Origin of the sequence: Chitinophaga horti (assembly GCF_022867795.2) — a bacterium.
Classification (GTDB): Bacteria; Bacteroidota; Bacteroidia; order Chitinophagales; family Chitinophagaceae; genus Chitinophaga; species Chitinophaga horti.
On sequence record NZ_CP107006.1, the window covers coordinates 3,712,952 to 3,727,202 of the forward strand.

The window sequence follows — 14,251 nt, forward strand, 5'->3', positions numbered from 1 at the left end:
CACATGAAACTGATCAAACTGAAACCTGTATATAATATGTTTGCGGCCGGCGCACTGGCTGTAAGCCTGGCCGCCTGTGGCTCTCTCGACCTCAACCCACTGTCTGACGGCTCCAGCGAGACCTGGAACTCGAACGCGGCGGAAATTGAGATGTCGCTCAACGGCCTGTACAAAGAAGTGTTCTGGAAAGAAGACAGCGATGAATGGACCGACGATTTCATTTACCGCGATGCGGTGACGCCCATCACTGGTGCTACTATCAATGGTGAAACAGACTTCGTGAAAGATTGGTGGAAAGACACCTACAAAGCCATTGCCCGTGCCAATGCGGTGATTGAAAGTGTGGACCGTGCGGCCAGTGTTTTAACTGCGGAGCAGATCAGCCGTTATTCTGCCGAAGCTCGTTTTGCCCGTGCCTGTTTTTATTCAAGATTATTGTCGCACTACGGCAACATCGTGTACACCGAAAAAGCGCTGGACATTGAGCAGGCCCTCGCATTGAAACAGGTGCCTGCTTCCGAAGTGCTGCCTAAAATTTATGCCGACTTTGACAGTGCGGCGCTTCACCTGAAAGCCACCTTCGGCTCCAATGAACTGAAGCGTGCCAGCAAAGGTGCCGCCTACGCGATGAAGGCCCGTATCGCCATCCAGATGGGCGATATGACCACTACCCGCGATGCTGCCCAGTCCTGCATGACGCTTAACCTTTATAAATTACATACCAGCTTCCCCGACCTGTTCCTTTCTAAAACAAAGAACTCGCAGGAAAGCATCTTTGCACTGCCACGCTCTATTGCGTTAAAAGTAGTGCAGGGCGACTGCCAGAACTTTGTACCGAGAAATGCCGGCGGCTGGGCGGCCAAAGACCCTTCCTGGGACCTGTTGTTCTCGTTCCTTTGTAAGGACGGGCTGCCTGTCGACGAATCGCCGCTGTTCAATCCACGCAAACCGTTCGACAACCGCGACCCTCGTTGCGCAGCAACCATCGTTCCGCATGGTACGGCGCACCTGGGTTTTGTGTATGAACCACATCCCGATTCATTAAAAACATTGCAAACCACTACCGGCAGGCAGGTGACCAATAACGACACACGCTCTGTAGCGCAATACGCGTCGTTTAACGGCCTTGTGTTCAAGAAAGGCATCGATGGCGACTGGCTGCTTAACTCGTGGCAGGTGGAGCCGGATAAGATCATTATCCGTTATGCAGACGTGCTGCTGATGTACGCCGAAGCCAGGATCGAACTGGGCGAGATCGACCAAACTGTTCTCGACGCCATTAATCAGGTACGGGCGAGGGCTTACGGCGTAGCCTACACGAATACGGCTGCTTATCCTGCCGTAGTAACTACTGACCCTGCGCAACTGCGCACCATTGTACGTACAGAACGCAGGATGGAGTTTGCCCTGGAAGGCAATCGCTATGCGGATATCATCCGCTGGAAGATCGCCGGCAAAGTGTTAAACCAGCCTAATTATGGCATGCTGGACCCGGCAGACCTGCGGGCGAAAGTGGTGCAACCCGGACTGTGGTTCTTCCCAGGCACGCCAGCCATTGATGAAAATGGCACGCCCGACTTTACACCCATGTTTACTGCCGGCCTGATCAAACAAGTAGCGCTGCGCAAATTCGACGAAACAAGACAATACCTCTGGCCTATTCCATCCACCGAAGTACTGGCCAGCGGTCTGGACCAAAACGACAACTACTAGCAAATGCAGAAACTATCCTTTTCTATACTCTTTTTAGGTTTATTCATTAACATGCGCGATGCGGCCGGTCAAATGGCCGCACCGCGCAACTTCAGCGGCGTATACCCGAAGCTGGCCATGTACAACAAGGAAGGCGAATGTGGTACCGGCGCGGTAGTGCCCTGGGCGGGCAACCTGTGGGTGATTACTTACGGCCCTCACCTGCCCTACGGCTCGTCCGACAAACTGTATGAAATAAACCCGCAGCTGCAGCAAACCGTGCGCAGTGAAAGTATTGGTGGTACTCCCGCCAACCGCATGATACATCCTGAAAGTAAACAACTGTTCATCGGCCCCTACGCCATCGACGACAAAGGGCAGGTGCGCACCATTCCTTACACCGAGATGCAGGGCCGCCATACCGGCAATGCGCGTCACCTCACCGATCCTTCCGGCAAGATCTATTACGGTACCATGGAAGAAGGTTTTTACGAAGTAGACGTGCATACGCTGGAGCCAAAGCAGCTTTATCCCGACAGGAATAAGAACGGTAAAGTGATTACTGATCCTACTTCTCCCGTGAAAGATCTACTGCCTGGCGCACATGGTAAAGGGCTGTATTCCGGACAGGGGGTCATGATCTATTCCAACAACGGAGAGCCTACGAAAGAGGCAGAGAAGAAATACGATATCCAATCCGGCGTGCTGGCCGAGTGGGACGGTAAAGACTGGAAAGTGGTTCGCCGCAACCAATTCGTAGAAGTGACGGGGCCGGGCGGTATTAACGGCAATGCGAATCCTGCCACCGATCCGATCTGGGCAACTGGCTGGGACCATAAATCAGTACTGTTAGGCTTACGCCAGAACGGTGGATGGCAGTTCTTCCGGTTACCGAAAGCCAGTCACAGTTACGACGGCGCACATGGCTGGAACACAGAGTGGCCTCGCATCCGCAACGTCGGCACCAATTCGCAACCCGATTACCTGATGACCATGCACGGCATGTTCTGGCGTTTCCCTGGTACATTTAGTGCTGACAATACTGTGGGTATTCGTCCGCGTAGTGCTTACCTGCGTGTGGTGGGCGACTTCACCCGGTGGAACGATCAGCTGGTATTCGGTTGTGACGATTCTGCCCAGAAAGAGTTTTTGAACAAACGTAAAGCGAAAGGTAATATCGAAGGTCCGGGCCAGTCGAACTCAAACCTGTGGTTCACCTCCCTGCAACTGCCCGATCAACTGGGGCCGGTAACTGCCGAAGGCGCGGTATGGATCAGGGAAGATGTAAAAGCGAACGAGTACTCCGAACCCTTCCTGTTCGCAGGCTGGCCGGTACGTTCGGCCTGGTTACAGAACAATGGTCGCGAGGCGGCTACATTCACCTTCGAAACCGATAATGGAGAAGTAGTAAAAACACTGAACCTGCCTGCCGGCAAAGCAGCGCAGCTCGAGTTTGACAACACCGCGAAAGGTGAATGGATCAAGGCGAAGAGTAATAAGGCCACCAATGCAACACTACATTTCTCTTATAAAGGCAAAGATGCCCGTAATACTCAACCTGCAGCCCTGTTTAATGGTTTAGCGAAAGTAACTTCCGCTAAAGTAAACGGCGGCCTCATTTACGGGCTGGGCAATGATCGCCGTACGATGGGCATGAATGCGCTGAGCTACAACGGTGCACAGTCTACCGAAAACGGTTACTACGAACTCACCGATGATATGGAACTGGTGAAACGTACAGACGATACCACCAGCGCCTTCATCCGCGATCGTTTTGCGATACCGAAGAACGCGGTAACCGTGGATGCCGCTTCCGTACTTGTAATAGACGATGCAGGCCGCCGCTGGCGCCTGCCAATGGGCAATGATGCGTTTACGCCGCTCACCCATAACGCCGCACTGCGCGTATGCCGCGAAGTAGCAACCGAGCGTGACCTGTTTAACTGTCACGGTACGTTCTACGAACTGCCTGCTGAAAATGCTGATGGCTATGCGAAGATCCGCCCCGTGGCTTCTCACAATTATCGTATCAACGATTACGCTTCTTACCGTGGACTGCTGGTACTGACGGGTTTAGACCCGAACGCCAAAGCCGGTGAACACATCATCGTATCAAACGATAAGAAAGCGGCCGTATGGGCTGGGGTGATCGACGACCTGTGGAAGTTAGGTAAACCGACTGGGCGTGGCGGCCCGTGGAAGAACAGTGCGGTGAAAGCCGGTGTAGCTTCCGACCCTTACCTGGTGGGCTTCTACGATCAGCGCAACCTTGCCTTATCGCATACTGCTGCCGGTGCCGTTACTTTTACCATTGAAGCAGATCCGGTGGGTACGGGCGTTTGGATGCCTTATCTCGAAGTGAAAGTTGCACCCGGCCAAACCTACCAGCACACGTTGCCTGCGGGCTTCGAGGCCAGGTGGGTACGCGTAAAGGCTGATAAAGATTGTACAGCGACTTGCTGGCTTACGTATAAATAATCATGACCCGGTATTTGATCCATGTTCAATTAATACTTCTAACCTTGTGCGCGGGCGCTGCCTTCGCGGGTGGTGGCCTGCGCATAAATGGTATGGATGCTCATGCGGTGCCCGGTATTGACGCGGTGGTGGCTGCGGATGCGGTGCCTGGTGTTTACGCAGTGGTTGCTGCGGATGCGGCGCCTGGTATTGACGCGGTGGTTGCTGCGGATGCGGCGCCTGGTGTTAACGCGGTGGTTGCTGCTCATCCGGTGCCCGGTATTGACGCGGTGGTGGCTGCGGATGCCATGCCGGGTGTTGGTGCCCTGTGGCAGGTGCGTGCGACATCCGACCTTAGCGATTCGCTTCGTACCAAAAGCTACACCATACGCCTGCACGACACTATCTCCTTTGAACTGAAGCTCGTGCTCGACGCGCAGGAGAAACCACTGTATTACTATCGCAACATCTTCACACCAGTATGTCTGACCGGTGAGTGTAAGCCGGTCTACATCAATCTCTATTGGGATTTGCTCGGCAATTATCAGCGCTTCGATTTCCCTCCGGGAGAGATACTGACCAAGGCAGATCACAAGCCCTTCAAGCAGGAGGATTACGAAAAGCTGCAAGGCATCCTCGCGAACCCTGGCTCTATTTTCGGCGAACTGCTAATCACCGACCTCACCGCACCAGGCACAGAAAACCTTTCTGACTCGGCGGATGGTAAAACAGGCGCTACGCCGAAGAAGCTTAAATCCGAAGTGATTGAAGGCGCGGTGTATACCTGCTTTACGTTGTGGCATCTTGCGAATGGTGCGGTGAAACAGGAGATGGAAAAGATTACCGCGCAGTATGAAAGTCCGGCGCTGTTGCATCGGTTTATGCAGCCGGGCAATCATCACTACCAGTATTGGGCGATGGAGCGGGTGATTAATCCCAAAGGCATCGTGCGCAAAGGATTTGAGCAGGACGTGCAGCAGGTGATGACAGGCGACAACCTGTTCACCGCCCGTCATGCTTTACAAAAAGTAGCTCCTGCTTTCTTTTCGGGAGATGCGATGCAGCGATGGTTATGGGGCTGGTATCTAAAGGCATCCTACCCTTTGCAGAATGCGATCTTAAAGAAACTAACAGAAGTAACACTGGGCGATACATTAAGCGGGAAACTGGCCGGAGTGCTGACAGCATCGAATAACGAGCAGTTTAAACTGATGCTCGCTGCATTGGCTGCACAACGACAGTTATCTCCCAAAACCCAACTGCAACTGGCGAAGCATCTCCAGGACCCTGGTCCGGGCGATGCCGCCAGTATTCACGCGGTATTGAAGCGATTCAAACCTTCCGCCGAAGTAAAAACCCAGATACAGCAATACGAAAAAAACACGCTTTGATATGAAACAACTAAAGACGTTATTGAGCTGCCTGTGCCTGCTGCTTTTCGCCGCTACCGGCGCTTCTGCACAGCAACATGTGTTCGTAGAAACAGAATCGTTTAAAGACAGGGGCGGCTGGGTTATCGACCAGCAATCTTTTCCCGTGATCCACTCCAGCTACCTGATGGCGCATGGCATGGGCAGGCCTGTAAAAGACGCCAGCACCACCGTCACCTTCCCGAAAAAGGGAAAGTACCGCGTATGGGTGCGCACCAAAGACTGGGCACCGTTTCCCAAAGGTCCGGGACGTTTTACCGTTACCGTTGGCGAACAAGCGTTAACGCCTGTATTCGGTGAAAGCGGCAACGATCAGTGGAAATGGTACGATGGTGGCGAAACCACCATCAACAGCGAAGAAGTGAAAGTCGCGCTGCATGACCTTACCGGCTTCAACGGCCGCTGCGACGCCATCCTGTTCACGGATGCGGCTAAATTTACGCCTCCGAACAATGTGGAAGCGCTGACGGCTTTCCGTAACAAGCTGCTGAAACTGACCGACACGCCAAAAGATGCAGGCAACTATGATCTCGTGGTAGTAGGTGGCGGCATTGCCGGTACCTGTGCGGCTATTTCCGGCGCACGCCTGGGTTTAAAGGTGGCGCTCATCCAGGACAGGCCCGTACTCGGCGGCAACAACAGCTCCGAAGTACGTGTGCACCTCATGGGTGATATAGACAAGAACGTATATCCAAAACTGGGTCGTATCGTAAGAGAAATGGACAATGGCGACCCCGGCAACGGTAACCCCGACGCCAACGAGTACGGCGACGCCCGTAAGATCCAGATCGTAAAAGCGGAAAAGAACCTGGCCCTGCACCTCAACACACACGTGTACAAAGTGGAGAAATCAGGCGATAAGATCACTGCTGTTATTGGCCGCGATATCGCTACCGGACAGGATTACCGTTTTACCGGTACGTACTTCTCCGATTGCACAGGCGACGGCACTGTAGGTTACCTGGCGGGTGCCGACTACCGTTTCGGCCGCGAGAGCAAAGCGCAAACCGGTGAGTCACTGGCAGCCGAGAAGCCCGACAGCTTTACGTTAGGTACCTCTAACCTGTGGGCATCTTTACCGAAGGATACCGAATCAACTTTCCCTGAAACACCCTGGGCATTACAGTTCTCGAAAGAATACCACATCGACGAACCTAAGTCCGACTGGGAATGGGAAACCGGTTTTGGCAACTTCAATACCATCTACCAGGCCGAACAACTGCGCGATCATAACCTGCGGGCGATCTACGGCAACTGGTCGTATCTCAAGAATCACAAAAAAGAAAAATATGCCAAACACCAGCTGGCCTGGGTAGCCTATATCGGCGGTAAACGTGAATCGCGCCGCATTATTGGCGACCATGTACTTACTCAAATGGACATCCAGGACGGTAAACAATATCCCGATGGCTGTGTAACCGCCACCTGGACCATCGACCTTCACTTCCCGAATGAGAAGAACAGTCAGTACTTCCAGGGTCAGGAGTTCTTCGCCAGCACTAAACACATCCGCGTAGCGCCTTATACCATTCCGTACCGCTGCCTGTACAGCCGCAACATCAGCAACCTGTTCATGGCCGGCCGTAACATCAGCACCACCCACGTAGCCTTCGGCAGCACCCGCGTTATGCGCACCTGTGGTATGATGGGCGAAGTTGTTGGCTATGCGGCACACGTGGCCAAAAAGAACAACACCTCACCCAAAGGCGTATACGAAAAACATCTTGCAGAACTGATGGGCATCATCAAAGACTAACACTACGGCAGGGAAGCCATTGATCACTTTTATACTGGGATTACTCATGATTTTGTATTAAACTTGACGAACAGAAAAACATTCACGTCTATGAAAGTATTGGCTTCCCTGCTGCTCTTTTTTATTACCAGTTTCGCGGTTGCGCAAGAGAAACCCGCTCCTGCTGCACCGCCATTCTGGACTGATATTACCAACTTCAAGAAACAGGACGCGGCCAAAGCCCCGCAACAGCAGGCGATCCTGTTCGTAGGCAGCTCTTCGTTTACCCGTTGGAGGGACGTACAATCCTACTTTCCCAATCATACTATCATTAACCGTGGCTTCGGCGGCAGCACACTGGTAGACGTGATCCGTTACGTGTACGATGTAGTGCTTCCCTACAAACCCAAACAAGTAGTGATCTACTGCGGCGAAAACGACGTAGCCTCCGGCGGGCCCGACGCCAACGAAGTAGTACATCGCTTCAAAACGCTCTACGGCATGATCCGCGAAAACCTCCCGGACGCCACCATCGACTTCGTTTCCCTGAAACCAAGTCCGAGCCGTACGAAACACATGGCTGCCATGATCGAGGTGAACAAACAGATAAAAGCCTTCCTGGAAAAGCAAAAGAACGCCCATTTCATCAACATCTTCGACGCCATGCTGGACGCTAATGGTCAGCCAAGGCCGGAGTTGTTCGTAGAGGACATGCTGCATATGAAACCCGAGGGGTATGCGATCTGGCAGAAGATTATGGAGCCGTATCTGGTGAAGTAGCGATGGGGACGATCGTTCCCTCGCCGTCACTGCGAATGAAATGAAGCAACCTTAGTGCGTAGTCTCCACGTGGTCATTCGCGAAGACCAGAGCGGATGTTTGCTTCCCTGCGGTCGCAATGACGAAGAGAAAAACAATCCCTAAAAAATATTCCGCCTGCAAGATCCGCTCCTGCAGGCGGTTTTTGCTTTTATAAATATCCCACTGCGATCCTATCGCTTTCATGTTAGAAAGATTATATCTACTTTTAAGTGCGAAGATTAACACAACAGTAACCAACTAACCGTCAGCACACACCTTAAACTCCCCTACCGTATGAAAGCAATTTTTCTTGCTCTTGTGTTCTTTATGGCCGTACAATTTCCTGCATCGGCCCAGGACTCACTCTTACGTGGCGCCGTTTACGACGCGGCTTCCAGGCAGCCTGTTACAGGCGCCACCGTACTCATTAGCGGTACCAATACCGCTGTGGTCACCGATAGTTCCGGCACCTTTCGCTTCGCCCAGGGCATTCGGCCACCGTTCTCCCTCACCGTCAGCAGTTTGGGTTACGTGACGCTGCATACCCGGGTCACTGACCTCACCTTTGTGATGCTGATGCTCGAAAGCCGTGATGAACTTATGAATGAAATAGTCGTAGCCGCCACGCGCCGCGAAGAACGACTGATCGAATCGCCATTGAGCATCGACAAGATGGACCAGCGGGCGATCAAACAAACGGCTTCCCCAAACTTTTATGAAGGTCTACAGAACTACAAAGGCGTGGAGATGATTGCCAGCGGCCTTAACCTGCGGCAGATCAACACCCGCGGCTTCAGCTCGGGATCGAACCAGCGCTTTTTACAATTGATAGATGGCGTGGACAACCAGCCGCCAGGTACTAACTTCGCACTGGGCAATACCTTTGGTCCGTCTGACCTCGACATTGAAAGCGTAGAGATCATCCCAGGCTCCGCCGCTGCCCTGTATGGCCCGGTGGCCTTCAACGGCGTGCTGGCCATGCATACGAAAGATCCTTTCAAATACCCGGGACTGAGTGTACAGTTGAAGTCCGGCCTTAATCACGTAAACGATAAAAACACCGGCGCACAAGGCTTGTACAATATCGCCCTGCGTTACGCCGGACCTATCGGTAAACGGTTTGCGTTTAAATTGAACGCCTCCTATTTTACCGGGCAGGATTGGTTTGCAGCGAACTATGAAGATGTGGATGCCGCTACCCCCAAGGATCAGCGCGGCGATGCGAACCCTGCGCGTAATGCATTGAACGTGTATGGTGATGAAGTGAGCAAAACGCTCGCAGGCATCGGGCGTGTAAGCCGTACAGGTTATGCGGAAAAAGACCTGATGGACTATCATGTTTACAACCTGCGCCTGAACGGTGCGCTGTATTACAAGTTCAACGAAACCACTCACCTTAGCTACCAGGCGAACGTGGGCCAGGCGACTGTGTCGCAGACAGGCAGCCACCGCAGCTCCCTCAATGACTACCTGGTTACGCAGCATAAGATCGAACTTTCTTCCAAACAATATTTCATACGCGCCTATGGCGTAATAGAGGATGCAGGCGACTCGTACAACTCCCGCAAACTGGGACAGGCCATTAACCTTACCTGGGTACGCGACCTGAATGGCAATGCTGTTCCCATTACGCAGGCTAACGACATGTGGTTTAACCGTTACGACGCGGCTTACAAAGGCAATGTAACCGGCGTAGCCGCGAACAATCATAGCGCCGCCCGCAGCTTTGCGGACCAGGGCCGATACCTGCCGGGCAGTACCGCGTTTGAACAGGAAAAACAACGCCTCTCCCGCCTCGACGGACCGGAAGGTGCGCGCATCTTTTCAGAAAGCAAATTGTATCATGCAGAAGGTCAATACGACTTCAGCCAGCTGTTTCGACCGGTGCAGCTCATTGCCGGCGGTAACTTCCGTAGTTATCATATGTTCACCAATGGCTCGCTGTTCGATGATAAGGACGGCGATATCGTGATCCGTGAAGGTGGTGCGTTTGTACAGGCGGGTAAACACTTGTTCCGGGAAAGACTGAATATAGTAGCCTCCATCCGTTATGACAAGAACCAGAACTTTAAAGGCAGGTTTACGCCAAGAGTAGCCGCATCTTATGAAGTGGCGAAGCAGCATTTTTTGCGGGCGTCGTTCCAGACTGGATTCCGGAGCCCTGTTCCGGCCGAGCAGTTTTATAAAAGTAATGCCGGCGCCTTCACCGTATTGGGTGGCGCACCTGCCAACAGTAAAGGCATGAATGTATATGAAAATTCGTATACCCTTACCAGTGTAGACAGCTTCGGCGTGGCCGTCAACCGCGCTATTCAACAGGGCAGCACTACGGAGGCCGCCGTAGCAGCGAATAAAGCGAGGCTGCAACAGGCGAACGTAAAATACATTGAGCCTGAGCGGATACGCACAGTAGAAGTTGGTTACCGCGGACAGGTAAACGATCAGCTATTCCTGGAAGCCAGCTATTACCATAACGATTACACGAACTTTATTATTAATAGCCGCATGGTGCGTCCCGATGCACCGGTGAAGGATGCTACCGGCGCGATCAACACGGACGCCGCAATGAATTTGCTGACCCGCAACTACCAGGTATTTGTAGTATTCACCAACGGCAGCGACAAAGTATCCTCGCAGGGCGCGAGCCTGGAAGCACGTTACTTGTTAAGCGATAAAATTCACCTCAGTGCACATGGTACCTGGGCGGAGTTCAACATGCGTAATGCCAATCCCAATAATATCCCGGCCTTTAATACGCCGCGCTTCCGCATGGTGGTAACGGCAGGCAGCGAAAACATCTGGAACAATGTAGGCTTCAATGTCGCCTGGCGCTGGCAGGATGGGTTTGACTGGTACGGATCATTTAACGATAACCGTCCCGGCCGCATCGGTGCCTACTCCACCATGGATGCGCAGGTAAACTACCAGTTCCCGAAAGCGATGACGAACATCAAACTCGGCGCGAGCAACCTGCTGAACTATTATGCGTACCAGGGTTACGGTCTGCCAGCGATTGGCGGCGTATATTATGTGACCCTCACCTTTGATTCATTCAGGGGATTGCTACCGAAGGGTTAGACAAAAACAGCGTAAGGTTTGGACAATTCATCGATAACGAAGGCCGGGAGCAGTAAAGCTTCCCGGCCTTTGTGATTAATCTTTAGCTTTGATGTACCGCCTGTGGCGCTGAAAGGGCTAACCCGGCCGATACATACAATGTCCCATACAACATCTTTTACAAATGTCCACCGCTACGCGGCCTTACTGGCAGCGGAAGCAGCTGCATTGGAAGCACGGCTGATGCAGCAACTTACCTGGGCGGGCATCGTAGTCGCCGTACTCGTCGCAGGATTATGTTGTTACGGCTACCGCGTTGGCAATACATCGCAGCAGGAAACAGGCATTAACCTGATCCAGCTGCTCACCATGCAGCTGAACGGTGTCATCACGATGAACAACGAGCCCGGCTTAATGATCAGCATTGTGTTCCAGGAAGAGCGGGAAATGGGCTCAAATACCCGGAATTTATGAATACATCCAACATCCTGATCGTGGAAGATGAACTGATCGTCGCCCGCGACCTGCAACTCACCCTCGAAAAGGCGGGCTACCATGTATGTGGCATTGCCCGCTCCGTCGTTAAAGCGGAGGAACTGGCAGCACAACACCAGCCCGAACTCGTATTGCTCGACATTCACCTCGCCGGCCGCGAAACCGGAATAGACCTGGCACACCGGCTGCGCGAACAACGTATTGCCTTTATCTTTATTTCTGCCAACTCGGGTGCAGATCTTTTAGCGGCCGCCAAGGCCACCCAACCTTACGGCTTCCTGGTAAAGCCTTTCCGCGAGCGGGATGTGCTGGTAAGTATTGAAATCGCGTTGTACCTGCACCAGCAAAAAGTCGCGCTTCGCCCACAGCAAGCCGGCAATTGTTTCGACGGCATCGTGGGCAGTCACCCTTTGCTGCTACAGGTGTTCGAAGATGTAAAGCTCGTTGCGGCGCTGGATACATCCGTCCTTATTACCGGCGAAAGCGGCACCGGCAAAGAGCAGATCGCCGCCTGCATCCACCGCTTATCGCCCCGCCGCGATAAAGCACTCGTGAAAGTGAATTGCGCCGCCCTGCCCGAAAGCCTGATCAACTCTGAGTTGTTCGGCCATGAGAAAGGCGCTTTCACCGGCGCTACAGAGAAACACGCCGGCAAGTTCGAACAGGCACATGGTGGCACGTTGTTCCTGGATGAAATAGGAGAAATGTCGACCGACCTGCAATGCCGGTTACTACGCGCCTTACAAGAAAAAGAAATCGAGAAACTGGGCGGCAAAGCCCCGGTGAAAATAGATACCCGTATTGTTGCCGCTACGAACCGCGACCTGGAAAAAGAAGTGGCGGCTGGCAGGTTTCGGGTGGATTTGTATTACAGGCTGCACATCTTCCCCATTCATTTGCCGCCCCTGAGGGAGCGCAAAGAAGATATACCGGAACTGGTGCAGCATTTCCTGATGCGCTTTGCGGAGCGTACGGGGCGGCCTGTGGTTACGATTGCTCCTGCTGCGCTATCGCAGCTCGTTGCTTACGATTGGCCGGGCAATGTGCGGGAGCTGGAGCATGTGATCGAGCGGAGTATTATTATGGCGAAGGGAGGAATTGTGACGGAGGTGTTGATGGGGAGGTAGCTTTTCTACTCGTTATAATTAAAGAAATATCCCCGCCAATTCCCGGGCACCATCAACCGCTGCACCGGTATCAAACCCAGTACAAAACGCATACTGTACTTAGGCAACGTCGCACCCGCAAGCTGCGCCAGCGCCTCTGCTGTGTAAATACCACATAACGGCTCGTCAAACCCAGCATTCTCGTAAATCGTAGTGGTGCCGTTGAACGCTGCCTGTACCTGTTGCAGCACGTCCGCATGCATATCCTTCAGATCACAGGCGAGCAGGAATATATCTTCGGTTGGATATTGCCGATGCACGGATAAGATGCCTTTTAACGGACCGCCCATCTGCAGCTCCACATCATCTGTGATCAGGGGCTTTATGCCTTGTTCGGTGTAAGCAGGCACCTGGCTTTCGTTCACAGAATATACCACGGGTAGCCCGAGCGCGGCGAGCTGACTACCAGCATGCTGCGCCCAGGTAGTGTTACCGATGGGCAACATGCCTTTATCCGTTCCCATGCGGGTGCTGTTGCCGCCGCAAAGTACCAGGCCGATCATGATTCTATGTAGTGTTGTGCGCCGCGTGCTACTTTGAAAATATGCAGCACGTGTGGAAACAGGGCATGCATACTTTCTTCCGCGCCTTTCGTGGAGCCGGGTAAAGTAATTACTAACATATCGCCCATAAAGCCGGCAATGCCGCGGGACAGCATCGCGTAGGGAGTACGTTCCTGGCCGTAAGTGCGGGCGGCCTCCATAATGCCCGGCACTGTTCTGTCGAGCAGCGGAGCGATGGCTTCAGGCGTTGTATCTCTCGGGGAAAGACCTGTACCACCACAGAATAAAGCTAGCTTAAAACCAGCTGCCTGTAAGAATTTTGCCTTTTCCTGCACCTGCATTATATCATCAGGGATGATGTCGTAAGCGGCCGCCTGTAATCCGTGTTGCTCCAATACCTGTACGATCGCTTTCCCTGCCAGGTCATGTTTCTTGCCGGCGCTTACGCTATCGGAACAAACGATCACGGCACATTGCAGATCTTCCTGCTGTTCGCGGAAGTTGGACTTCCCTCCCTTTTTATCGACGAGTTTAATTTGCCCGATCGTTACATTTTTATCGATCGGTTTCAGCATGTCATACATCGTAAGTGCGGTAATCGCCGCGCCGTGCATGGCTTCTACCTCCACGCCGGTGCGATAGATCGTGTGTACTTCCACGTTGATGATAATATTCAATCCATCTATTTCATGCTGAATACCCGCATATTCCACCGGTAGCGGATGGCAGTCGGGGATTACATCGCTCGTTTTTTTGATCGCCAGCAAACCCGCCGCCCGTGAGAACTCCAGCACATCACCTTTGGGCACTTTGCGTTCGCTGACAGCAGTAATCGTTTCCTGTCGCGACACGGTTAACACCGCTTGCGCGATAGCTTTGCGCAGACTTGTATTCTTATGAGTAATGTTGATCATG

The 14,251-nt window shown here is 52.9% G+C and carries 11 protein-coding genes; 8 read left to right on the forward strand and 3 right to left on the reverse strand.

The annotated features are described in order from the left end of the window. Positions 1-3: 3 nt before the first annotated feature. The 5 genes from MKQ68_RS14970 (at position 4) to MKQ68_RS14990 (ending at position 8,094) form a co-directional block, all read left to right on the forward strand. Positions 4-1,713 carry a RagB/SusD family nutrient uptake outer membrane protein gene (locus tag MKQ68_RS14970; protein ID WP_264279829.1) on the forward strand — a complete coding sequence of 570 codons (1,710 nt, stop codon included), beginning with the start codon at positions 4-6 and terminating at the stop codon, positions 1,711-1,713. Positions 1,714-1,716: 3 nt separating this feature from the next. After that, entirely contained in the window at positions 1,717-4,170 is a 2,454-nt protein-coding gene (locus MKQ68_RS14975) for a hypothetical protein (RefSeq protein ID WP_264279830.1), read from the forward strand. A 44-nt stretch (positions 4,171-4,214) separates the two neighbouring features. Then, the gene (locus MKQ68_RS14980; protein WP_244839517.1) at positions 4,215-5,540 is read left to right on the forward strand and encodes a hypothetical protein; all 1,326 of its coding nucleotides are present in this window, start codon (positions 4,215-4,217) and stop codon (positions 5,538-5,540) included. A gap of 1 nt (position 5,541) precedes the next feature. Further along, complete coding sequence (locus MKQ68_RS14985) at positions 5,542-7,335, forward strand: FAD-dependent oxidoreductase (protein ID WP_264279831.1); 1,794 nt, start codon at positions 5,542-5,544, stop codon at positions 7,333-7,335. Between the two features lie 90 nt (positions 7,336-7,425). Further along, positions 7,426-8,094, forward strand: coding sequence for a GDSL-type esterase/lipase family protein (locus tag MKQ68_RS14990; RefSeq protein WP_264279832.1), 669 nt, complete (start codon positions 7,426-7,428; stop codon positions 8,092-8,094). A gap of 51 nt (positions 8,095-8,145) precedes the next feature. Here the strand turns inward: MKQ68_RS14990 and MKQ68_RS14995 are convergent, their stop codons facing one another. Then, a complete protein-coding gene (locus MKQ68_RS14995; protein WP_264279833.1) occupies positions 8,146-8,319 on the reverse strand; it encodes a hypothetical protein in 174 nt (57 codons plus the stop codon). A 90-nt stretch (positions 8,320-8,409) separates the two neighbouring features. On the opposite strand from MKQ68_RS14995, the gene MKQ68_RS15000 reads away from it, so the two are divergent. From MKQ68_RS15000 to MKQ68_RS15010, 3 genes are all read left to right on the forward strand, one after another. Beyond that, positions 8,410-11,193: a TonB-dependent receptor gene (locus MKQ68_RS15000; RefSeq protein ID WP_264279834.1), complete on the forward strand. Its 2,784-nt coding sequence runs from the start codon at positions 8,410-8,412 to the stop codon at positions 11,191-11,193. Positions 11,194-11,331: 138 nt separating this feature from the next. Continuing rightward, a complete protein-coding gene (locus tag MKQ68_RS15005) occupies positions 11,332-11,646 on the forward strand; it encodes a hypothetical protein (protein ID WP_264279835.1) in 315 nt (104 codons plus the stop codon). Beyond that, positions 11,643-12,794: a sigma-54-dependent transcriptional regulator gene (locus MKQ68_RS15010; RefSeq protein WP_264279836.1), complete on the forward strand. Its 1,152-nt coding sequence runs from the start codon at positions 11,643-11,645 to the stop codon at positions 12,792-12,794. Before MKQ68_RS15005 ends, MKQ68_RS15010 begins: the two co-directional genes overlap by 4 nt. 5 nt (positions 12,795-12,799) lie before the next feature. On the opposite strand, the gene MKQ68_RS15015 is transcribed toward MKQ68_RS15010, so the two are convergent. Together MKQ68_RS15015 and moaCB are read right to left on the reverse strand one after the other, a co-directional pair. Beyond that, the gene (locus MKQ68_RS15015) at positions 12,800-13,336 is read right to left on the reverse strand and encodes a molybdenum cofactor guanylyltransferase (RefSeq protein ID WP_244839528.1); all 537 of its coding nucleotides are present in this window, start codon (positions 13,334-13,336) and stop codon (positions 12,800-12,802) included. Further along, positions 13,333-14,250: a bifunctional molybdenum cofactor biosynthesis protein MoaC/MoaB gene (gene moaCB / locus MKQ68_RS15020; RefSeq protein WP_264279837.1), complete on the reverse strand. Its 918-nt coding sequence runs from the start codon at positions 14,248-14,250 to the stop codon at positions 13,333-13,335. The genes MKQ68_RS15015 and moaCB overlap by 4 nt, the downstream gene beginning before the upstream one ends. Between the last annotated feature and the right edge of the window lies 1 nt (position 14,251).